Annotated in this window: 18 protein-coding genes and 1 pseudogene; 2 read left to right on the plus strand and 17 right to left on the minus strand. The window is 70.8% G+C overall.

Going from position 1 to position 21,861, the window contains the following annotated elements:
• Positions 1-56 precede the first annotated feature (56 nt).
• The 4 genes and pseudogenes from C1J00_RS10075 to C1J00_RS45195 all read right to left on the minus strand — a co-directional run.
• A pseudogene (locus C1J00_RS10075) lies at positions 57-311 on the minus strand (LytR family transcriptional regulator); the annotation flags it as partial.
• Positions 277-1,020, minus strand: a complete 744-nt coding sequence (nadD, locus tag C1J00_RS10080; protein ID WP_102908702.1) for a nicotinate-nucleotide adenylyltransferase — start codon at positions 1,018-1,020, stop codon at positions 277-279. The pseudogene C1J00_RS10075 and the gene nadD, both read right to left, overlap by 35 nt.
• Before the next feature lie 85 nt (positions 1,021-1,105).
• On the minus strand, positions 1,106-1,270 hold the full coding sequence (locus tag C1J00_RS45190) for a hypothetical protein (protein WP_180989484.1): 165 nt from the start codon (positions 1,268-1,270) through the stop codon (positions 1,106-1,108).
• Between the two features lie 163 nt (positions 1,271-1,433).
• Entirely contained in the window at positions 1,434-1,595 is a 162-nt protein-coding gene (locus C1J00_RS45195) for a hypothetical protein (RefSeq protein ID WP_180989485.1), read from the minus strand.
• Between the two features lie 124 nt (positions 1,596-1,719).
• Between C1J00_RS45195 and C1J00_RS10085 the strand changes: the two genes are divergently transcribed.
• The gene (locus C1J00_RS10085; RefSeq protein WP_102908703.1) at positions 1,720-2,841 is read left to right on the plus strand and encodes a M48 family metallopeptidase; all 1,122 of its coding nucleotides are present in this window, start codon (positions 1,720-1,722) and stop codon (positions 2,839-2,841) included.
• Between the two features lie 49 nt (positions 2,842-2,890).
• On the opposite strand, the gene C1J00_RS10090 is transcribed toward C1J00_RS10085, so the two are convergent.
• The 5 genes from C1J00_RS10090 to proB all read right to left on the minus strand — a co-directional run bounded on the left by C1J00_RS10090 (position 2,891) and on the right by proB (position 7,943).
• On the minus strand, positions 2,891-3,961 hold the full coding sequence (locus C1J00_RS10090) for an SCO2583 family membrane protein (RefSeq protein WP_102908704.1): 1,071 nt from the start codon (positions 3,959-3,961) through the stop codon (positions 2,891-2,893).
• A gap of 89 nt (positions 3,962-4,050) precedes the next feature.
• Positions 4,051-4,617 (minus strand): SCO2584 family spore wall biosynthesis protein, encoded by a 567-nt coding sequence (locus C1J00_RS10095; RefSeq protein ID WP_439333390.1) that lies wholly within the window; start codon positions 4,615-4,617, stop codon positions 4,051-4,053.
• A gap of 191 nt (positions 4,618-4,808) precedes the next feature.
• Positions 4,809-6,095, minus strand: a complete 1,287-nt coding sequence (locus C1J00_RS10100) for a glutamate-5-semialdehyde dehydrogenase (protein ID WP_102908706.1) — start codon at positions 6,093-6,095, stop codon at positions 4,809-4,811.
• Between the two features lie 72 nt (positions 6,096-6,167).
• Positions 6,168-6,626: a DUF8830 family protein gene (locus C1J00_RS10105; protein WP_031108816.1), complete on the minus strand. Its 459-nt coding sequence runs from the start codon at positions 6,624-6,626 to the stop codon at positions 6,168-6,170.
• 135 nt (positions 6,627-6,761) lie between these two features.
• A complete protein-coding gene (gene proB, locus C1J00_RS10110) occupies positions 6,762-7,943 on the minus strand; it encodes a glutamate 5-kinase (protein ID WP_102908707.1) in 1,182 nt (393 codons plus the stop codon).
• A gap of 329 nt (positions 7,944-8,272) precedes the next feature.
• Here proB and C1J00_RS10115 point away from each other — a divergent pair, with 329 nt between their 5' ends.
• The gene (locus C1J00_RS10115) at positions 8,273-10,315 is read left to right on the plus strand and encodes a CDP-glycerol glycerophosphotransferase family protein (RefSeq protein ID WP_180989487.1); all 2,043 of its coding nucleotides are present in this window, start codon (positions 8,273-8,275) and stop codon (positions 10,313-10,315) included.
• 16 nt (positions 10,316-10,331) lie between these two features.
• Here the strand turns inward: C1J00_RS10115 and C1J00_RS10120 are convergent, their stop codons facing one another.
• The 8 genes from C1J00_RS10120 to rplU form a co-directional block, all read right to left on the minus strand.
• Positions 10,332-11,540: a glycosyltransferase family 2 protein gene (locus C1J00_RS10120; RefSeq protein ID WP_102908708.1), complete on the minus strand. Its 1,209-nt coding sequence runs from the start codon at positions 11,538-11,540 to the stop codon at positions 10,332-10,334.
• 200 nt (positions 11,541-11,740) lie between these two features.
• Entirely contained in the window at positions 11,741-13,879 is a 2,139-nt protein-coding gene (locus C1J00_RS10125; RefSeq protein ID WP_245936287.1) for a CDP-glycerol glycerophosphotransferase family protein, read from the minus strand.
• A gap of 174 nt (positions 13,880-14,053) precedes the next feature.
• Positions 14,054-15,550 carry a bifunctional cytidylyltransferase/SDR family oxidoreductase gene (locus C1J00_RS10130; RefSeq protein ID WP_102908710.1) on the minus strand — a complete coding sequence of 499 codons (1,497 nt, stop codon included), beginning with the start codon at positions 15,548-15,550 and terminating at the stop codon, positions 14,054-14,056.
• A gap of 423 nt (positions 15,551-15,973) precedes the next feature.
• Positions 15,974-17,524, minus strand: a complete 1,551-nt coding sequence (locus C1J00_RS10135; protein ID WP_102908711.1) for an alkaline phosphatase D family protein — start codon at positions 17,522-17,524, stop codon at positions 15,974-15,976.
• Between the two features lie 266 nt (positions 17,525-17,790).
• On the minus strand, positions 17,791-19,323 hold the full coding sequence (locus C1J00_RS10140; protein ID WP_102908712.1) for an FG-GAP-like repeat-containing protein: 1,533 nt from the start codon (positions 19,321-19,323) through the stop codon (positions 17,791-17,793).
• A gap of 149 nt (positions 19,324-19,472) precedes the next feature.
• Entirely contained in the window at positions 19,473-20,909 is a 1,437-nt protein-coding gene (gene obgE / locus C1J00_RS10145) for a GTPase ObgE (RefSeq protein WP_102908713.1), read from the minus strand.
• Positions 20,910-21,011: 102 nt separating this feature from the next.
• Positions 21,012-21,266: a 50S ribosomal protein L27 gene (rpmA, locus tag C1J00_RS10150; RefSeq protein ID WP_031130899.1), complete on the minus strand. Its 255-nt coding sequence runs from the start codon at positions 21,264-21,266 to the stop codon at positions 21,012-21,014.
• Between the two features lie 14 nt (positions 21,267-21,280).
• A complete protein-coding gene (gene rplU / locus C1J00_RS10155; protein WP_031130898.1) occupies positions 21,281-21,601 on the minus strand; it encodes a 50S ribosomal protein L21 in 321 nt (106 codons plus the stop codon).
• Between the last annotated feature and the right edge of the window lie 260 nt (positions 21,602-21,861).

The following is a 21,861-nucleotide window of genomic DNA, read 5'->3' on the forward strand; positions in this document are numbered from 1 at the left end:
CACCGAAATCTACACCCTAGGGTTCGTCGGCAGCGTCAGCTGTGTATAAGAGACAGCTGCCGGCCCTGCTGCGCGTACGGGTCGTAGCCATAGCCCTGTTCATACTGCTGGGACTGCTGGGCGTACGGGTCGTACGTCTGCTGCTGGGCCTGCTGGGGGCGGACCTGCCGGTAGACAGGCTGGCCGTACTCGTCGTAGCCGACGAGCTCGTACTGGTCGGCGCCGTGGTCCGCGGCCCCCGCGTCGTATCGGTCGTTCACCGGTGCCCCTCTCGGCTCACTCGCCGCGGTACAACTCGCGCTTGTCGATATAGCGCACGACTCCGTCCGGCACCAGGTACCAGATGGGATCGCCCTTGGCGACTCTCGCACGGCAGTCGGTGGAGGAGATGGCCAGGGCGGGAACCTCCACCAGTGAGACACCGCCCTCGGGGAGCCCGGAGTCGTCCAGGTGGTGGCCCGGCCGGGTGGCTCCGACGAAGTGCGCCAGGGAGAACAGCTCCTCGCTGTCCCGCCAGGTGAGGATCTGGGCGAGCGCGTCGGCGCCGGTGATGAAGAACAGGTCCGTGTCCGGGTTGAGGGCGCGCAGGTCGCGCAGGGTGTCCACGGTGTAGGTGGGGCCGCCGCGGTCGATGTCGATGCGGCTGACGGAGAACTGCGGGTTCTCGGCGGTCGCGATGACCGTCATCAGGTAGCGGTCCTCGGCCGGCGAGACGCTGCGGTGACTCTTCTGCCAGGGCTGGCCGGTCGGGACGAAGACCACCTCGTCGAGGCGGAACGCCGCGGCGACCTCGCTGGCCGCCACCAGGTGCCCGTGGTGGATCGGATCGAAGGTGCCGCCCATGACGCCGAGGCGGCGCTTGCCCGGCCGCGACGGACTCGGGCGGGGACCGTCGGTCCCGCCGGCCACCGCGGAGGCACGGCGGGGCTCCGAGTGTCGCTCGGTACCGCTCGCCGTGTCCTGTGCCGGGTCGTGCGGCGTCTCGTTCGCCGGACCGGTAGGCATGTCCTGCTCTCCCATGCGTGCAGACCCTACCGGCCCTGCCTGAGGGCTCCGGCCGCCCCCGTGGTCCCCCGGGCATCCGCGGCGGGATGCCCCGGCGGTCTCAGCGGTCGCGGTTGAAGCGGGTGGTGATCCACAGCAGGAGCAGCAGGACGAAGAGCGCGCCGCCGCCGGTGAGGTAGGGGTTGAGGCTCTCGTGGTTTCCGCCGTGCTCCTCGCCCTCGGCGGCGAGGGTGACCAACTGGGCAGCGGTGCTGTGGAAGCTCATCTTCGGCAGGACCTATCGCGTGTGGGCGGGATAAAGACGTCGCCTCATCGTAAGCGGGCGCCCGTTCCGCGATCACCCCGACTCCGCCTGTTTCGTGCCGCGGGCGGTCACACGTGCCGGCGCCGGCCCGGTCCGGTGCCCGGCGGGGAACCTTCGCGTGGTCTCAGTCGTCCTTCCGTCTGTAGCCACGCAGCAGGAACCACGCGGTCAGCACACAGCCCACGATCATCACGAGCAGTACGTACCGCAGCATCCCCGGCCCTCCTTGCCGCTCGGCGGCGCTCGCGGCCTCGGCGAGCCAGGCGGCTGCGGGGTGGTGCTCCATGGCGGTGGTCTCCTTCGCTGTACTGCCCGACCACCGTAACTCCGCCTAGGCTGGGCTCTGCCTCGGGGAAGCAAAAGGCCGCACAAGGGGCCGCAAAGGTCACATCAGACGCATGGGGGAAGACATGTCCGACGGCGACGAGCACAACGGGCACGAGCACGTGCCGAGCAGGCAGCGCAGGCGCTTCCCCGGGATCTCCTCGCGTACGTACGAGCACCCGGCCGACCGCTCCGCCCTGGTGGCGCTGCGCAAGCTGAGCGGGTTCGACACGGTGTTCAAGGCGCTCAGCGGTCTGCTGCCCGAGCGCAGTCTGCGGCTGCTGTTCCTGTCCGACTCCGTACGGGTCTCGGACCAGCAGTTCGCTCATCTGAACGTGATGCTGCGGGACGCCTGCTACATCCTGGACCTGGAGAAGGTCCCGCCGATGTACGTGAACCAGGACCCGCAGCCGAACGCGATGTGCATCGGCCTGGACGAGCCGATCATCGTCGTGACGACCGGCCTGGTCGAGCTGCTCGACGAGGAGGAGATGCGGGCGGTCGTCGGGCACGAGGTGGGGCACGCCCTGTCCGGGCACTCCGTCTACCGGACCATCCTGCTGTTCCTGACCAGCCTCGCCGTCCGGGTCGCGTGGATCCCCCTGGGCAACCTGGCGATCATGGCGATCGTGACCGGGCTGCGGGAGTGGTTCCGCAAGTCGGAGCTGAGCGCGGACCGCGCGGGTCTGCTGGTCGGGCAGGATCTGCAGGCCTCCATGCGGGGTCTGATGAAGATCGCGGGCGGCAACCACCTGCACGAGATGAACGTGGACGCGTTCCTCGCCCAGGCCGAGGAGTACGAGTCCGGGGGCGATCTGCGCGACTCCGTGCTGAAGATCCTGAACGTGCTGCCCCGCTCCCACCCCTTCACCACCGTGCGGGCGGCCGAGCTGAAGAAGTGGGCCGAGTCGCGGGACTACCAGCGGATCATGGACGGCCACTACCCGCGGCGCGACGCGGACAAGGACACCTCGGTCCGGGACTCCTGGCGGGAGTCGGCGAACCACTACGGCACCCATGTGAAGAGCTCCAAGGACCCGCTGATGAAGCTGGTCACCGACCTCGCGGGCGGCGCCGGTGACCTGGGCGAGCGGGTCCGCCGCGGCTTCGGCGGCTTCACCAGCCCGTCCCCGAAGCCGCCCCAGGGGCCGGAGCCGGACTCGCCGGACTCCTCGGGGGACGACCGGCCACCGCGCGACGGGAGCTAGGACCGCGCGGGCACGGCTTCCTGGGGTCCGGGCTCGCCTCGCGCCTGTCTCACACCTTCGGCTGCGCGCTCGTCGCCAGGGAGCCGCACAGGGCCGTCGCGCTGCCCGTGGCGTAGGGATCGGTGCCGGCGGGGCCGCCCTCCTTGGCCATCTGGCCGGCGAGGAGGGGCCGGAGGTGGTTCGTGGAGTCCTCCGCGCAGGAGAGCGGGCCGGCCTGGACATAGGAGACGACGAGCTGGGCCTGGTGCAGCCGCAGGTCGTCACGGTCGAAGCGGAAGTGCAGCTCGCGCCGGAGGGTGAACAGGGAGACCTCGTCGTCGCCTCCGGCCCCGGCCGGCCGCAGCGCGTACACGGACGTGTGGTCGGCGGTGACTTCAAGGGTGGACGAGTCGGCCTCGGCGGCCTGCAGCGTGCCCTGGACCCGGACCTTGCGGTCGGCGAGCTCGGCGCGCGACGGGTCGAAGCGCACGAGCCAGCCGGTGGGCGCGTGGCGTCCGTCCGCGGTGGGCCGGGCGAAGCTCTGGTCGAACTGTTCCAGCTGGTCGGGGTCGAGCAGCACGCGGACGGCGCGGACCTCACCGCCCGTGAGCACCTCCGGGTCGAGGGCCGACCGGACGACGTAGTCCTTGGCGGTGGTCAGGGCGCTCACGACCTGGCTGTCCGAGAAGTGCGCGGTGCGCCGCGAGGCGGGCAGCGGCACGCCCTCCGCGCCGGTCCTGAACTGTGCGGCGGGGCTGTGCTCGTACAGGGACTCCAGGTCGGCCGTGCCGGGCACCTTGCCCTCGGGTGCGAGCGGGATGACGGTCATCCGCAGGGGCTCGACGGGCTCCCGGGCGGCAGGGGTCTGGTAGGGGTGCCGTACGCCCATGTAGATCGCGGTGCCGAAGGCGACGGCGATCAGCAGGACCAGGACGAGGGCCTGCCGGGACAGGCCCCGGCGCATGGGCGGCCGGCGTCGCACGGCGGGCGCGTGGTCGGTGATGCGCTCCTGCGCGGAGAACTCCTGGAGGCGGGCAGCACGGACGAACGACTCGTCGAAGACGACGGATCGATACTCGTCCTCGCCACCTCCGGGGCCGCCCTCGGGAGTCCCCTCAGGTGGGTCTTCAGGCCCGCCCATATCTTCAGGGTAGGTCGCCGGAAGCTCGGGTAAACGCCCCGCTGCGCCACAAGTTCTGACAGGTTCTCACCAAAATGGGCGGGTTCCGGTCAGGGGCTGCGGGGGATCACCGAGACGGCCGGCTGGGAGTAGTCGGCTGAAGCCGAGGGGGAGGCTGCGCTGCCCTGTTCCCGTCCGGTCGAGGCGGGCGGTGGCGCGGGTTCGTCGCGGTTGGAGGACGCTCCCCGGTAGACCGCCGTGAAGGCCAGGGCGACCATGCCGATGCCCATCACGAGGGCGAGCATCCAGGCGACGGGGCGGTGCCATCGGACCTGTTTGGAGTACGGCCCCGCGCCGCCGTAGTGGTCCTCCATGAGGTCGGGGTCGTCGAGCTCGGGATCACGGCCGAACCCGCCGCGGCCGTCCGAACCGTATCCGTCGTCGAACCGCTCGCCTCTGGTGTGGGTGCGGCGCGCCTCCGCCTCGGAGGCCTCGGCTCTCGCCCGGGCTGCGGCCAGGAGGCGCTCCACCGCGGTCGGCTCGTGCACCACGGCCGCGCGTACGAAGGCCTCGTCGAAGACCACGGAGGCGAACTCTTCGTCCGACACCCCGCGGTCGTGGTCGTCGTCGGGCTCCCGGCCGTCCGGAAACGGCGTGCCCCCCACGTCCTCCGGCACGTATCCAGAGTAGACCTGGGGGGTCATTTTGGGCAGACGGTATGGAAATTCATCCACCGGTCGAGACGGCTCCCTCGGGGTCCGTGAGGGCGCACGCCCGCCCGGTTCACCCCCGTCACGCGCCGAGGCGCCGCTCCGCACGGCCGGCCCATCCATGCGCCGGCTCGCATACCGCCCTACGCCGAACGTGGTCAGCGCCGGATGTGCCCGTCCCCGGTGACGATGTACTTCGTGCTGGTCAGCTCCGGCAGGCCCATGGGGCCGCGGGAGTGCAGCTTCTGCGTGGAGATGCCGATCTCGGCGCCGAAGCCGAACTGGCCGCCGTCGGTGAAGCGGGTGGAGGCGTTGACGGCGACCGTGGTCGAGTCGACCAGTTGGGTGAAACGGCGGGCGGCCTGCTGGGAGGTCGTCACGATGGCCTCGGTGTGGCCGGAGGTCCACAGCCGGATGTGCTCGACGGCCTTGTCCAGCGAGTCCACGACCGCGGCGGCGATGTCGTACGACAGGTACTCGGTCTCCCAGTCCTCGGCCGTCGCCTCGACCACGGTGGCCTTGGAGTCCTTGGCGTGGGCCTGCACGCGCTCGTCGGCGTGCACGGTGACCCCGGCCTCCGCGAGGGCGGTCAGGGCGCGGGGCAGGAACTCGGCGGCGATGTCCTGGTGGACCAGGAGGGTCTCGGCGGCGTTGCAGACGCCGACCCGCTGGGCCTTGGAGTTGATCAGGATCTCGACGGCCATGTCGAGGTCGGCCTGCGCGTCGACGTAGACGTGGCAGTTGCCGGTGCCGGTCTCGATGACCGGGACGACGGACTCCTGGACGACCGTGTTGATCAGGGAGGCGCCGCCGCGCGGGATGAGCACGTCGACCAGGCCGCGGGCGCGCATCAGCTCGCGCACGCTGTCACGGCTCTCCCCGGGGACGAGCTGGATGGCATCGGCGGGCAGCCCGGCCCCGCCCACGGCGTCGCGCAGGACGCGCACCAGGGCGGTGTTCGACTGGTACGCCGAGGAGGAACCGCGCAGCAGGACCGCGTTGCCGGACTTCAGGCACAAGGCGGCGGCGTCGACGGTCACGTTCGGCCGGCCCTCGTAGATGATGCCGACGACGCCGAGCGGCACGCGGACCTGGCGCAGGTCGATGCCGTTGGGCAGCGTGGAGCCGCGGACGACCTCGCCGACCGGGTCGGGCAGCGCGGCGACGTCGCGTACGTCGGAGGCGATGGCCCGGATCCGCTCGGGGGTGAGCGTGAGCCGGTCGATCATGCCCTCGCTGGTGCCGGCCTCGCGGGCCTTGGCGACGTCCTTGGCGTTGGCCTCGACGATCTCGCTCGTACGGACCTCGAGCGCGTCGGCGATGGCGAGCAGCGCGTCGTCCTTCTCGGCCCGGGGCAGCGGCGCGAGGGTCGCCGCTGCGGCCTTGGCGCGGTAGGCGGCCTGGTTGACCGGGGTCATGGAGTCGTACGGAGAGAGCGTGGTCATGAGGGAAGGGTAGTGCGCCGGGCGGCTCGGTTCATCGTTCGTTCCACAGCGCGAGACACTTCGTGGAACGGGTCAAAACGGGTGAACGCCGACCGGGGACGCGGGCGGCGGTCCGTACCCCTCGGCGATGCGCTGGTGGTAGGTCGCACGGTCGATGACCTCCAGGCCGACGATCTCCCAGGGCGGCAGGCCGGCGGTCTGCCGGTGCTCGCCCCACAGGCGCAGGGCGACGGCGGCCGCGTCGTGCAGGTCGCGGGCCTCTTCCCAGTAGCGGATCTCCGCGTGGTCGACCGCATACCGGCTGGTCAGGAAGAAGGGATGGTCGTGGGCGAGCTGCTCCAGGGCGCGCCGGACCTCCGGGAGCGGGGCCTCCTTGCCGGAGACGCTGAGGGTGACGTGCCACAGGCGCGGGGTGTCGCCGGGTTCCTCGCCCTGGAACCGGTCCCCTGCCGCCACGCTCGTCAGGGCGCGCTCCTCACCGGCCGCGCGGGAGCCGGCACCACCGCGGGACGCCTGAGTCCCAGGGCGCACTCGTCTCACGACGGCCTCCTTTTGCACAGTGGCGCTGCTGCGGAATAGGTCCCCGGGACAAAGTTGAGCAGGCCGCAAGGGATCGCGTGGCGGTTTTGCGGAACGTCCACCACCGGGGGCGGACGTTTCGGCACATTACGGGTGCAGGACCACCAGGTCGTCCCTGTGTACGACCTCCCGTTCGTACGCGGGTCCGAGCTCGCGGGCCAGTTCCCGGGTCGAGCGGCCGATGAGCCGGGGGATCTCCTTGGCATCGAAGTTGACGAGCCCACGGGCCACCGCGTGTCCCGTGCCGTCCCGCAGCTCGACCGGGTCGCCGGCGCTGAAATCACCCTCGACGGCGGCGATCCCGGCCGGCAGCAGCGACTTGCGGCGGTCCACGACGGCCTGCACGGCGCCGTCGTCCAGGGTCAGCGCGCCCTGCGGGGCGGAGGCGTGCTGGAGCCACAGCAGCCGGTCGGCGGAGCGCTTGCCGGTGGGGTGGAAGTAGGTGCCGGTGTCCTGACCGGTCAGGGCGTCGGCCGCGTGGATGGTGCTGGTGAGGACCACGGGGACGCCGGCGGCGGCCGCGATCCGGGCGGCCTCGACCTTGGTGACCATGCCGCCGGTGCCGACGCCGGCCTTGCCCGTGCTGCCGATCTCGACGTGCGCGAGGTCGGAGGGGTCGCGCACCTCGCCGATGCGGGAGGTGCCTGGCCTGGCGGGGTCCCCGTCGTAGACGCCGTCCACGTCGGACAGCAGGACCAGCAGGTCGGCGCGGACGAGGTGGGCGACGAGGGCGGCGAGGCGGTCGTTGTCGCCGAAGCGGATCTCGTCCGTGGCGACGGTGTCGTTCTCGTTGACGATCGGGAAGGCGCCCATCGCGAGCAGCTTGTCGAGGGTGCGCGAGGCGTTGCGGTGGTGCGAGCGGCGGCTCATGTCGTCGGAGGTCAGCAGGACCTGGCCGACGCGGACGCCGTAGCGGGCGAAGGAGGCGGTGTAGCGGGCGACCAGCAGGCCCTGGCCGACGCTGGCGGCGGCCTGCTGCCGGGCGAGGTCCTCGGGGCGGCGGCGCAGGCCCAGCGGGGCGAGGCCGGCGGCGATGGCGCCCGAGGAGACCAGGACGATCTCGCGCTCCCCGCCGCCTTCCCGTCTCCCGCCGCCACCCTCGGCCGAGGCGCTGCGGGCGATCTCCTGGTTCCGGACCTTGGCGAGGACGTCGACCAGCGCGTCCACGCGGTCCGCGTCCAGGCCGCCCGAGGCGGTGGTCAGCGAGGAGGACCCGACCTTGACGACGATCCTGCGGGCCTCGCCCACGGCCTGCCTTGCCCCTGCCACGTCGCCGTTCGTCCCCTCACACGTCGATTCGCTCCCTCACCAGGAATCTACGGGACGGCCGGACGGGGTGCGGCTCCGGTCCACGTTACGGACGGTGCCGCCCGTGTCACGGGACGGCGGTCGCCTCCGTCCGGTCCCGCCACACGCCGGGAGGCCGACTCCTTCTCCCGGCCCACCCGCGACAGGAACGCCACCTTCCGCTACGGTCCGACGACGCGCGACGGCGGCCGCCCCCACGCTCTGGCGACACGCGCGTGTCGTCAGGAGGTCGCCGCGCGTTAACCCGGACGGCCGACCTGCGCCGACCCGACGCTCCTGGAGTGACCGCAGTGCCCGTACCTCTCCCCCGCCCGCCGGCCCTTCTCAAGGGGCTGGTCACCGTCGTCCTGGCCGCCGCGTTCGCCGTACAGGCGGTCGCGGCGCTGCTGCCCGACGTTCCGCTGCTGATCGCCGCGACGGTCGTCTCCCTGGCCACCGAGGGCGCCCTGTACCGCTGGCAGCGCGAGGTGCTGTCGCTGTTCGCCAAGTCGCACGCGGACATCACCGTGCGCCACGTCCTGCGGGACCTGCTGCTGGTCGTGGCCCTGCTGCGGCTGGGCGAGCAGGACCGGGAGACGGTGTACGCCCCGCTGGTGGCCGGGCTGCTCGTCTTCTACGTGCTGCACTGCGCGATCCAGGCGGTCTCCGTCCTGGTGCGCCGCACCCGCACCCTGCCCGTCGTGACACGGAACATCGACGCCTCGGCGCTGCGGCTGTCCCCTGCCCCGTCCGTGCTGCTGCGCCGTCCCGGGCACCGGCTGCTGGTGTTCGGCCTGCCGGCCACGGCCGGGCTGATGGCCAGCGCCCCGGGCGACCGGCCGGTGTACGCGGCCGTGGGCATCGCCCTCTCCCTCGCTCTCGGACTGACGGGTCTCGGCGCGCTGCTCCTGCGGCTGCTGCCGGGCCGTCGTCCGGCGGACGAGCAGGCGGTGCTCGACTGGTTCGACGCGTGGCTGGCCGACTACCGGCCGACCGTCGGCCTGTACTTCTCCGGCGGTGCCGCCTCGGCCTACCAGGCGAACATGTGGCTGGAGCCGCTCGCCGGGCTGCAGGGCAGGCCGGTCATCGTGCTGCGCGAGCGGTTCATGGTGCAGAAGATCGACGCGACGGACATCCCGATCGTGTGCCTGCCGAAGGTGTCGACGCTGATGCGCCTGGAGCACTCCACGCTCCAGGTCCTCATCCACCCGTCGAACTCCGGCAAGACCTCCCAGGTGCTGCGCATCCCCACGATCAAGCACACCTTCGTCAACCACGGCGAGAGCGACAAGCTCTCCTCCTGCAACCCCTACGCGAAGGCGTACGACGAGGTGTGGGTGGCCGGGCCCGCCGCGCGCGAGCGGTACGCGCTGGCCGAGGTCGGGGTCGAGGACAAGGACGTGGTGGAGACGGGCCGCCCGCAGCTGGACGGCGTGCTGCCGTACGCCGGGCCGCCGGCCGGGGCGTGCACGACCGTGCTGTACGCGCCGACCTGGGAGGGCTGGGACGGCAACCCCGGCAACACGTCGGTGATCGCGGCCGGCGAGAACCTGGTGCGGGCGCTGCTCGCGGACCCGGGCGTGCGACTGCTGTACAAGCCGCATCCGCTGACGGGCTCGGTGGACCCGCGTGCGGGCGCGGCCGATCTGCGGATCCGGGAGCTGATCCGGGCGGCCAACCGGGAGCGGGCGGGGGCGGACCCCTCGGCCCCCTCGGACAGCGCGGAACTCGCCCGCCGCACCGCCGAGCTGGACCGGCTCACGACGTCGGTCTTCCGGGCCGGGGCCGACACCGTGGAGCGGATGCTGGTGCAGTCGGCGCCGGAGCCGGGCCGGGCGGCGGCGGTGGCGCGCGCGACGGCCGCGTGGGAGGAGGCCTACTGGGCCTCGCTGCCGGCGGGCGAGCACCAGATCATCACGGACGCCCGGCCCACGCTGTACTCCTGCTTCAACGTGGCCGACCTGCTGATCAGTGATGTGTCGAGCGTGATCAGCGACTTCCTGGCGAGCGAGAAGCCGTACGCGGTGGCCAACACCAGCGGGCTGCCCGAGGACGCCTTCCGCACGGCGTTCCCGACGGTGGTGGCGGCGACGGTGCTGACGCCGGACGCCGCCGGGGTGCCGGGCCTTCTGGAGACGGTCCGGCACCCGGAGAACGACGAACTGGCGAAGGTGCGCGCGGAGTTGAAGCTGCGCCTGCTGGGCCCGGCGGAGCCGTCGTCGCAGGAGCGCTTCAACGACGCCGTCCGGGCGCTGTGCGGGGAGGCCCGCGACCACCGGGCACGGGTGGCGGAGCGGCTGGCCGCGGTGCCCGGCCAGCGCACCGGGACCGCGCTCCCGACCGCACCGCGCTGAGCGACGGCGGGCGCCGTCACGCCGCTTGCCGCACCTCCCGCGACGTGATGACCCGCCGTGCCTTGCGCACCGCCCGGCGTACGAACGTCTCGACGCCGCCCTCGCGGTAGCCCGGGAAGGCCCGGGCCTCCCGGGGCTCGGCGAGGTAGACAGAGTCGGGAACGCCGGCGGCGCGGTCCCGGAAGTGCGGGTAGGCCAGGTACACGCGGCGGCCCTTCCTCTCGAGGAGGGCCGCCGCCTGCTTCTTGGCCTTGACGAACTTCACCACGTCCAGGAGCAGTTCGGGGCGCTGCTCGGCGACCAGGTGCAGCCGCAGCCGTTCGTGGACCTTGAGGCGGTGGGCGACGCCCTCGGTCCAGTGGGTGTCCATCAGCGGCTTGGCCAGCTCGAGCTTGTGCCGGCGTATCTCCTCGCTGTCCGTCAGGTACTTCGGGCCGAACTGCGGCAACAGCGTGACGAGGAAGGGCCGGACCATCAGCTGGTCGCGCCGGCCGCCCGCCGGGACGAGCTCGGCGATGAGCTCCATCAGGGCCCGCGCGGAGTCGAAGCGCAGCGCGTAGCTGCCGCTCTTCGTCACGTGCTTGCCGTCGTCGCGGCCGACCAGGTAGTAGCAGGTGTGGTCGGCGACCACGGAGACGCCGTCCGCGCGCAGATACGCCTCCATGGTGAACAGCGCGTCCTCGCCGGTGAACAGCGACTCGTCGAAGCGCATGCCGTGCCGGTCCAGCAGTTCGCGGCGGAACAGCTTCTGCGCGCTGAGTGTGAACTTGATGTTGGAGGAGAAGACGTCCGTCCGCTCCACCGTCCTGCCCCACATGGATTTCGGCGCCGAGCGGTTGACGCCCTCGACCTTGCCGAGCACCACGTCCGTGCCGGCCCGGTCGGCCATGCCGACCATGCGCTCCAGGGCCCCGGGGCCCAGCCGGTCGTCGGCGTCGAGGAAGAAGACGTAGCGCCCGGTGGCCTTGCCCAGGCCGACGTTGCGCGGGCCGCTGGGGCCGCCGGAATTCTCCTGCCGGATGACCAGGACATGCATGGGAGCCCGCTCGGCGAACTCCTCCAGGTACTCCCCCGTTCCGTCCGTCGAACCGTCGTCCACCGCGATGACCTCGACACGCATCGGATCGATGGTCTGTGCCTCGACGGACGAGAGGCACTCGATCAGATACGGCATCGCTTCGTACGCCCCGATGATCACACTCACATCAGGCTGCGCCACGGTCACGTTTCCCCCTAGTCAATGGGATATTCCCCCGTATCGCCTCATTCGCTACTTGATAGACGGGTGATCGAGGCAAGCGGTTGTCTCGCACACATGTGTAAGTGGGACACGTCACACATTGACCCGACAGAACCCGGGAAACAGAAAGAGTTCGGCCCCGAGGAGCAGCTCCTCGGGGCCGAACTCTTCAGAGCGGCGGAAGTTCAGCCTGCGCTGACCCCGTCCGTGTCACCGGCCGCGGCCACCCGCTGCCCGGGCACGGCGTTCGCCAGCTCGCCCTCGGACTCCGCGAGGGCGGCCGCGTCCCGTGACTGCTGCCCGACGTTGCGCGTCTCGGCCTTGAGGGCGAGGTTCGCGACGGCGGTGTTGAACTGCTCCAGGGAGGTCGGCTCGTCCGGGCCCAACAGGTACTGCTTGAGTTCCTTGCGGTCCTCGGCCAATGGGTCGGCCTCCGGGGCGCGGACCGCGTCGATCAGCTCGCCCAGCTCGGATGCGCTGTTGGAGAGGATCACCGCGGCACGCACCGCCGTGTTGTTCCGCTTGAACTCCTCCACGCCCATTTCGGCGGAGTCCGTGACCGCGTACGGCTTGCCGCTCGCGATGAAGTCGGAGACCACGCTGGAGATGTCGGAGACCATCGCGTCGGAGACGTTGAAGCAGTCGTACAGCCGCGGCTCGGCGCCGGTGATGACGCGGTGCTCCCAGGACGGGAAGGAACGCCAGTAGGCGTCGTTCCACTGGGCGCGCAGCCGGGCGGCCTCCTCGTGCCGGGCGACGTCGATCAGCCCGTCGCGGGTGGCCACGGCCTCGTCACCACGGTCGTTTCCGGAGCCGGACAGCTCCGTGAGCCGGGCCTCGATCCGGTCCAGCTCCGACTTGGCCTGCGCCTGGGCGGCGGTGTCGGCGATGAACCGGGGGTTGATGGCGCGCTCCGCGGCGGCCTTCTGCACCAGGCCGGTGATCCGCCGGTGCGCGGCGCCCGCTTCCTTGCTGACGTTCCCGGTGAACGGGTGCGGCTTGTACAGGACGCGGACCGGCGGGTCGGCCTGCACGAGCTGCTTCACGATGTTCTCGCCGGCCAGCACGATCGAGGTGTTGCCCGGGTTGCCGTCCCAGCCCTCCCAGGTGGGGGCGTACAGCACCGTCGGGCAGCGTCCGTCAGCGGCTCCGCCGCGGGGCCCCTCGGGGACGCCCTGCCAGGTCTTGATCGGGGCGAGCTGGGGGCGGCCGACCTCGACGATGTCCTCGTCGCGGACACCGACGTCGGCGATGGCGTAGCGGTCGCGGCCCGCGCGGCCGGCCGTCCACACCTCGTCGTAGACCTTGCTGTACGGGTTGACGCTGGCGAGCTTGTCGCTGTCGCCGTGGCCGATGAAGACGTGCTTCATGGTGGGCACGCGCAGCATGTGGATGTTCTTGCCGACGTTGGCCGCGTAGAGCGCGACGCGCACCGTGGACAGGTCCATGTTCATCAGGTGCACCCCTCCGGGCACGCAGATGACGGGGACCGTGGTGGGCGCCAGACTGTTCAGGATGGCCCGCTCACGCAGAATGATCAGCGGCTTGGACTCCAGCTTCTCCATGGTGTCCAGCCACATGTTGACCTGGTAGGCGGAGTCCTTGGAACCGGAGAAGTACAGGACCGTCTCCGGCTTGTACTCGCCCAGCCAGTCGTCGACGGCGGCCAGGACCCTCTCGGCGTTCGGCGGGATCTTCCGGCCGCGCACGTACGGCACGAGCGCCAGGACGTACAGGGTGGCCACGGCCACGGTGATACCGATGCCGATGAAGCCGATCAGGGCCGACTTGACCTGCGCGGCGACCAGGATGCCGACGACCGCCGCGAGGTCGAGGTGGAGCATCTTCTCGGCGGAGCGGTGCAGCAGCCTGCGGGGCGGGGCGTCCGGGATGCGGATGCGGGAGGCCAGATCGACGTTGCGGGTGGCGACCGGCATGCGGCGGCGGTTGCGGATCAGCTGGACCAGCGCGCCGTGCGGGGCCTGCAGACCGTAGAAGGCGATGAAGCAGGCGATCGCGCCGTAGTAGATCAGGTTGTCCGCGAGGGACAGCCGGGCCAGCAGCAGGACGAGCAGCAGCTGCCGGATCAGGAAGCGGATCGACAGTCCGGCCCGCACCTTGCCGAGGCGGTTGATCAGGTAGCTGCCCTTGCGGTGCAGATAGTGGTCCGCCAGGTACGTCACGGCGGCCGCTGCCGCGAAGGCGGGAACGCTCGGGACGAGCGCGGCCAGCATGAGGGCGGGGAAGCCCGCCACCATGAGGACCGCCGCGGCCAGCTCGGCCGCGCTGCCCACCCGGGCGACGCGAATAGCGGTGGATATCACGGAGAAACCTGCTCTTGGGAGGGGTGTGCCGGTCTTGGTTCTAGAATGCGGCTGGTCTGTGAATATTCGCGAGACGGTATGGATTCAGGCCCCTGCGAACACTCCTGTCGACGAAAAACCGTTAACAGGAGGGCGCAGAGGCCTGAATTACTGAAGTCTATTTGGCGCCAATTATTACACGCCGTCCTGCCGGTCCAGCACCGTGGCCAGTGCCTGCTCGAAGCCGGTGGCCCGGGCCGCGCCGGCCGTCGGGTCCTGCTGGCGGACGTCGATGACGTGTCCGGTGAGCTCGGAGAGCAGCACGTCGAGCGAAGTGCGCGCCACGGCCTCGGAGGACAGCAGGGAACCCGAGGGCTCCTGGCCGAACGCCTTGGTGCGCATGGGGGTGGCGGTGCGCTCGGGGTTGATGCAGTTGACGCGGACGCCGTCGCCGGCCCACTCGTCGGACAGCGCCTGGGTGAGGTTCACCATGGCGGCCTTGGTGGAGGAGTACAGGCTGTACTCGGCGCGGCCCCGGGTATAGCTGCTGGAGGTGTAGAGCAGCAGCTGGCCCTTGGTCTCGGACAGGTACTTGTACGACGACCGGGCGATCTGCACCGGGGCCAGGTAGTTGACCTTCAGCGCTTCCTCGATGGTGGCGTTGTCGGTCTCGGCGAGCTTGCCTATGCGCAGCACGCCGGCGGTGTTGACCACGTAGTCGATGCGGCCCGTCTCGGCGTAGGCCTTGGACAGGGCGTCGTCGACCTCCTCCGGGTTCTCCACGTGGGTGCCGGTGGTGGAGCGGCCCAGCGCGTAGACCTTGGCGCCGTAGGCCTCGGCGAGCTCGGCGATGTCCTTGCCGATGCCGTAGCTGCCGCCGAAGACGACCATGGTCTTGCCGGTCAGCAGGGCACGGTAGGCCTCCTCGGAGACCTGCTCGGGCGCGGCCGTGGAGGCGAGCTGGAAGAGCTTGTCGGCGATGAAGACGTCGACGGGCTGGGTGACCTTCATGTTGTACTCGTCACCCGCGACGACGTGGATCGGCACGTCCGGCAGGTACTTGAGCACGACGGAGCAGTCGTCGGTCGCCTGGAAGTTGGGGTCGCCGGCGGCGACCTCGTAGGCCCGCTTGATCGTGGACAGCTTGAAGGCCTGCGGCGTCTGGCCGCGGCGCAGCCGGGAGCGGTCCGGGATCTCGGTGATGAACTCGCCGTCCTCGCCGTGCGTGCGCGTGACGATGATGGTGTCCGCGGACGGGATGGCCACGTCGACGGCCTGGTAGCGCTCCAGGGCGACGACGCAGTCGTCGATGACGCGCTGCGAGAGCAGGGGGCGCACGGCGTCGTGGAAGAGGACGTTGGCGTCCTCGCCCTCGGCCAGGCCCTCGCCCAGCGCGGCGATGGCGCGCTCGGTGGTCTCGTTCCGCGTGGAGCCGCCCTCGATGACCTTCGAGACCTTCTTGAATCCGGCCTTCGCGACGATCTTCTCGATGTCGGGCACGTAACCCGGCGCCATCAGCACGATGATGTCGTCGATCGAGTCGGCGTTCTCGAAGGTGGTCAGCGTGTGCTCGATGACTGCCTTGCCGGCGATCTTCAGCAGCTGCTTGGGGATCGACAGACCCACGCGCTGGCCGGTGCCACCGGCCAGGATCACTGCGGTGGTACGGGGCTTGGCTATGTGCTGGGACACAGGTGACCTACCTTGGGGCGACAGGGAACTCGGAAATGGTCCCACTTGTGGTTACCGCAATGCAAGGTGAGCGACCTCCACCACATATGTGCGCGCAACCCCTCATTCACCTGGCGACGCCGGTGATTGGCGAGACGGTTCCGCCGACGATGCAGGCGCCTCGGGAATTGCTGTGAGTAACTCCACAGAAGCGCAGCGGCGCCGAAGCCGCTCGCGCCGGCGGCGACCGAGGACCCGCACGAGTTCCTTGGACGATGTCCGGTGCACAGTACGCGCTTTGCGGGTGTGCCCGGCGCCACAGGCGATGGCGGCGCCCGCGGAATTCCTGGTCAGGATTCCGCGGCATTTCGGTCTCGGCCGGGGCGGTACGCCGTGAGCCCGGGACTCCGAGGAGTCCCGGGCTCACGCGCCACGCGGGTTCGGTCAGACGACCTCGACGCCCGGGCGGCCCGCCCGGACCCTCAGCCGGGCCAGTGTGCTCGGGGCCGCCGTGGGCCGGCGAACGGTGTCGACCACTCTGACCTGGGCGTCGATGCGGTCGCGGTGTACGTCGAAGAGGTGGTAGCCGCGGTGCGCGTCGAGCAGCTTCCAGTGCGGGTTGTCCGGGCGCCGCGGGTCCCACTCCCGGCGGAAGGCCTCCTGGTCCTGGTCGCCGTTGCTGGAGATGGAGGTGCCGACGAACTCGGCGCCGACGACCCTGGAGCCGGGGTCGGCGTAGTCCTCCTTGAGGTCGCTGATCATCGTCAGGTGCCGGTCGCCGGAGAGCACGACCGGGTTGCGCACCCGCCTGAACTCCTGGAGGAACCGGTTGCGTTCGGCCTGGTAACCGTCCCAGGCGTCGTAGAACCAGAGCTTGCCCTCGCCGACCTTGAGATCCGTCTCGGCCATCATGATCTGGGAGGCGATGAGGTTCCAGCGGGCGGGCGAGTCCTGCAGCCCGTTCAGCAGCCACTGCTTCTGCCGCGCGCCGAGCATGGTCAGCGACGGGTCCTGGGCGCCGTCCTGGCTGGTGGCCTGGTCACTGCGGTACTGACGGGTATCCAGGACGTTGAGCCGGGCCAGGCGGCCGAACTCCAGGCGGCGGTACATCCGGATGTGCGGGCCGTTGGGGACGGCGGTGGCACGGACCGGCATGTGCTCGTAGAACGCCTGGTAGGCCGCGGTGAGCCGGGCCACGAACGCGTCGTGCGGCTGCTTGCCGGGGTCCTGCGGGATCTCGCCGGCGAAGTCGTTGTCCACCTCGTGGTCGTCGAAGCTCACCACGAAGGGCGCGTTCGCGTGCATCGCCGCGAGGTCGGGGTCCGTCCGGTACTGGGCGTACCGGTTGCGGTACTGGACGAGGCTGAACGGCTCCCCGGTGCCCTCGTGCCGCCGCAGGGCCGTCGCCGAGGGCGTGGATTCGTAGATGTAGTCGCCGACGAAGACCACGACGTCCGGGTCCTGGTCGAGCATGTCTGCGTATGGCGTGAAATAGCCGTGCTGCCAGTTCTGGCAGGAGGCGAGGGCCATGCGCAGGGAGCCACCGGAGCTGTGGGGGTGGGGCGCGGTGCGGGTGCGGCCCACGGGTGAGAGCTGTCCGCCGGTGCGGAAGCGGTACCAGTAGGTACGGCCCGCGCGCAGCCCGCGTACGTCCACGTGAACACTGTGCCCGTACTCGGGCCGGGCCTGGGCGGTGCCCCGCCGGACGAGCTTTCTGAACCGGTGGTCCTCCGCGAGCTGCCACTCCACCGGCACGACCCGGTCCGGCATGCCGCCGCCGTTCAACGGATCCGGGGCGAGTCTGGTCCACAGCACGATGCCGTCCGGGAGCGGGTCGCCCGAGGAGACGCCGAGGCTGAACACCCCGTCGGGCAGCGGCGGCTCGGCCGCGCCGGCGGCGGCCGGAAGCCACAGCTGGGCGGAGGCCGCGGCGCCGAGCACCGCGGCACCGGCGGTCAGAAAGCGGCGTCGGTCGGGGGATACTGCTCCGGTCATCGGCTGACTCCCTTACCTCGCTGGCCACTTGGACACTGGGAAGCTTCACGCTCGCGGGCGGTCCGCCCGCTGAACGCCAGGGTTCACGTACATGACAACTAAGCAGCCAAAAGGAGACCCGCCGCCAGCGCTGGAACAAGCCGTTGCCGGGGCGGGTCTGACAGGTAATCAGTCGGCGAAGCCGGTGTCGGGGCGGGGTCTGACAGGCGATCAGTCAGCTAAGAGGTGCCCGGCAGCCGCTTCCCGAAGCGGGGTCTGACAGACGATCAGTCGGCGAAGCCGGTGCCGAGCCGGGCCTCCGTGGCGGTGGTGCCGAGGAGTGAGTTGCCGAACGTCGTGGCGCCGGGGCTCACGACGGTTGCCGGGGCGGACCTGAAGTACCACACGGACCCGGCGTTGCCGTTCTCCCCCGGTGCGCCCGCCGCCAGGTCGGCCAGGCCGTCGTGGTCGGCGTCGGCGAGGTGGACGGCCCTGCCGAAGGCGTCGCCCTTCTCGGGAGTGCCCGGCACGCCGGCCGTGTCCTGCGTGACCACCTGGGCGCCGGTGCCGGTGAGCCCGCGTGCGGTGCCGGGCAGCACGACGACGGCTCCCGCGTCGGCCACGGTGCCCAGGTTCTCACCGGGCAGCCCGGTCGCCACGTCCGGGTGTCCGTCGCCGTTGACGTCGGCGATCCGGACGTCGGTACCGAAGCCGTCGCCCGCCTCGGCACTGCCGGGCACGCCGGGGCTGTCCTGGTTGAGGTGCTCGGCCTTCACACCGTCGGGCCCGTCCGGGCCGCCCGGTATCCAGGTGACCCGGCCGCCCTTCGCGGCGGGGGTGTCGAGGTCGCTGTCGTACCCGTCGACGGCCCGGCCGACCACGATGTCGTCGTAGCCGTCCCGGTCGACGTCCCCGACGTCGAGGTTCTCGCCGCCCTTGAGCCGGTAGCCGTCGGCGCCCTGCACGGTGATGTACGGCGTGAGTCCCCGCTCGGTGCCCAGCCAGTACACGACCCGGCGCGCGTCGAACTCGTCGCCGTCGATCTGGGCGCCGACCACGTCCGTGACACCGTCGCCGTTGACGTCGCCGGTGGCCAGGTCGAGGTAGCGGCTGTCGAACTCGTCCGTCAGGAGCTGCTCGCCGTGGGCCGTGGAGCCGTCCCGGGCGAACGGGCCCTTCAGCACGCGCAGGTTGAACTGGTTCTCCACGGTCACCAGGTCCTCGGCACCGTCACCGTTGATGTCCCCTACGGTCAGGCGCCCCTGGCGGCCGAGCCAGTCGTAGGCCTTCCCGGTGGCCAGGACGGCCCCGCCGGACAGGCCCTTCGCGCCGCCCCACACGACCTCGACCAGCCCGGACTCCGCACCGCCGTCGGCCGTGTCCTCGCTTCCCACTCCGACCACCAGGTCCGCGTACCCGTCGCGGTCCAGGTCGGCGGTGGTGAGCGCGCTGCCGAACGCGTCGTCCGTCTCGGGGCTGCCCGGTACGCCGGCCGTGCTCTGGCTGAACACCTGCCTTGTCGTCACGTCCAGCCCGCTCTTGGAGCCGTAGACCACGGCTACGTATCCGGCGCCCTTCTTGCCGCCGACGGTCGCGGCAGGGGCGGCCACGGCGAGATCGGCGTAGCCGTCACCGTTGAAATCGTCGCGGAGCTTCGCCGCGCCGACCGGGGCCGTAGGGGCCGCCTCGGCGGCCTGTGCGGCCACCGGGGCGGTGACGGCCACGACGACCGTGACGGCCGCCGCCACTGCGGCTCCTCGGCCGAACCTGCGCTTGCTCTGGGACTGGGGCACGTGAACTCCGGTGATCTGCTGGGTCATTGCGGCACGGCGAGGAACAAGATCCTCATCCGTGCCGCCCCGTACGACTCACCGGTGCACCACTTGGTTGCCTTGGGAACGTTGCGCATGTGATTCCCGTCAACCGACGAGCCGAGCCGCCCGGTCCCCAAGGCCGCTGCCGAAACCGATCAGAACGGCTCGAAGTCGTCGAACTCCTGCTGCGCCTCGTCCCGCTCGGCCTGCCGGTCCTTGCGGCGCTGCGCGGCCGGCCGCTCGCCCTCGAGCCGGTGGTCCTCACCGCGTCGGCCGAGCATCTCGGCTCCGGCCGTCATGGACGGTTCCCAGTCGAAGACGACCGCGTTCTCCTCGGGGCCGATGGCGACGCCGTCGCCGCCCCGGGCGCCCGCCTTCATCAGCTCCTGCTCGACACCGAGCCGGTTGAGCCGGTCCGCCAGATAGCCGACCGCCTCGTCGTTGTTGAAGTCGGTCTGGCGCACCCAGCGTTCGGGCTTCTCGCCACGCACCCGGAACAGGCCGTCGGCCTCCTGCGAAACGGTGAAGCCGGTGTCGTCCACGGCCTTGGGCCGGATCACGATCCGGGTCGCCTCTTCCTTCGGCTTCGCGGCCCGCGACTGCGCCACGAGCTCCGCGAGCGCGTACGACAGCTCCTTCAGGCCCATGTGCGCCACGGCCGACACCTCGAACACGCGGTAGCCGCGCGCCTCCAGGTCGGGCCGCACCATCTCGGCCAGGTCCTTGCCGTCCGGTACGTCGATCTTGTTCAGGACGACCATCCGCGGCCGCTTGTCCAGCCCGCCGTACTGCCGCAGCTCCTCCTCGATGATGTCGAGGTCGGAGACCGGGTCACGGTCCGACTCCAGCGTCGCGGTGTCCAGGACGTGCACGAGCACACTGCACCGCTCCACGTGCCGCAGGAACTCCAGGCCCAGGCCCTTGCCCTGGCTGGCCCCGGGGATCAGCCCGGGCACGTCGGCGATCGTGTACACCGTCGAACCGGCCGTGACGACACCGAGGTTCGGAACCAGCGTGGTGAAGGGGTAGTCGGCGATCTTCGGCTTGGCGGCGCTCAGCACCGAGATCAGCGACGACTTGCCGGCGCTCGGGTATCCGACGAGCGCCACGTCGGCGACGGTCTTCAGCTCCAGGACGACGTCATGGAGGTCCCCCGGCTCACCGAGCAGCGCGAACCCGGGCGCCTTGCGCCGAGCGGAGGCCAGCGCCGCGTTGCCGAGCCCGCCCCGGCCGCCCTGGGCGGCGACGTACGACGTGCCGTGCCCGACCATGTCGGCCAGGACGTTGCCCGCCTTGTCCAGTACCACCGTGCCGTCCGGCACCGGCAGGACGAGGTCCTGCCCGTCCTTGCCGGAGCGGTTGCCGCCTTCGCCCGGCTTGCCGTTGGTGGCCTTGCGGTGCGGGGAGTGGTGGTAGTCGAGCAGCGTGGTGACCGACTGGTCGACGGTGAGGATCACGTCCCCGCCGCGCCCGCCGTTGCCGCCGTCCGGCCCGCCGAGGGGCTTGAACTTCTCACGGTGGACGGAGGCACAGCCGTGGCCTCCGCTACCCGCGGCGACGTGCAGCTCGACGCGGTCCACGAAGGTGGTCATGGGATGTGCCTCCAGTTACTGCGGGAATGTCTTTGGGTAACACGCGAAAGGCGGACCCGCTTCCCGTGAGGGAAGTGAGGTCCGCCTCGCGAAAGTTTCCGATCAGGCGACCGGAACGATGTTCACGACCTTGCGGCCACGGTGGGTGCCGAACTGCACCGAACCGGCCGCGAGGGCGAACAGCGTGTCGTCGCCGCCACGGCCGACGCCGGAGCCCGGGTGGAAGTGGGTGCCGCGCTGACGAACCAGGATCTCACCCGCGTTGACGACCTGACCGCCGAAGCGCTTCACGCCGAGCCGCTGGGCATTGGAGTCGCGACCGTTCCGGGTGGACGATGCGCCCTTCTTGTGTGCCATTTCTCCTCAGTCCCTTACTTCGCAGCCGCGGGGATCTCAGTGACCTTGATCGCCGTGTACTGCTGGCGGTGGCCCTGGCGACGGCGGTAACCGGTCTTGTTCTTGTAGCGCAGAATGTCGATCTTCTGGCCCTTGTGGTGGTCCACGACCTCGGCCTGGACCTTGATGCCGGCCAGCACCCACGGGTCGCTGGTCACGGCGTCGCCGTCGACAACGAGCAGGGTCGAGAGCTCGACCGAGTCGCCAACCTTGGCAGTGGAAATCTTGTCAACCTCAACGATGTCGCCGACAGCAACCTTGTGCTGGCGACCACCGCTGCGCACGATGGCGTACACGCGGAACTCACTCTCTAGCTCGGGAAACGGCACCCCCGCAGGCCAGCCACCCGCTCAGCGAGCGGCCTCTCCTGGCGCCCGGCGCCCGGAGGATGAGGTTTACGGGGATGTGACGTGTCAGTCGACACGCCGACGGTCAAGGTTACGGGGCCACGTGCGAAGGGGTCAAACCGAGCCCGGCCCGCCACCTGTGCGACCGGTCACGCCGGTCGCGTCCCCCGGGGCGTACGCGGGTTCGCGCACGCCCCGGGGGACGTCGA

The sequence above is a fragment of the Streptomyces cahuitamycinicus genome (genome assembly GCF_002891435.1).
Taxonomy (GTDB): Bacteria; Actinomycetota; Actinomycetes; order Streptomycetales; family Streptomycetaceae; genus Streptomyces; species Streptomyces cahuitamycinicus.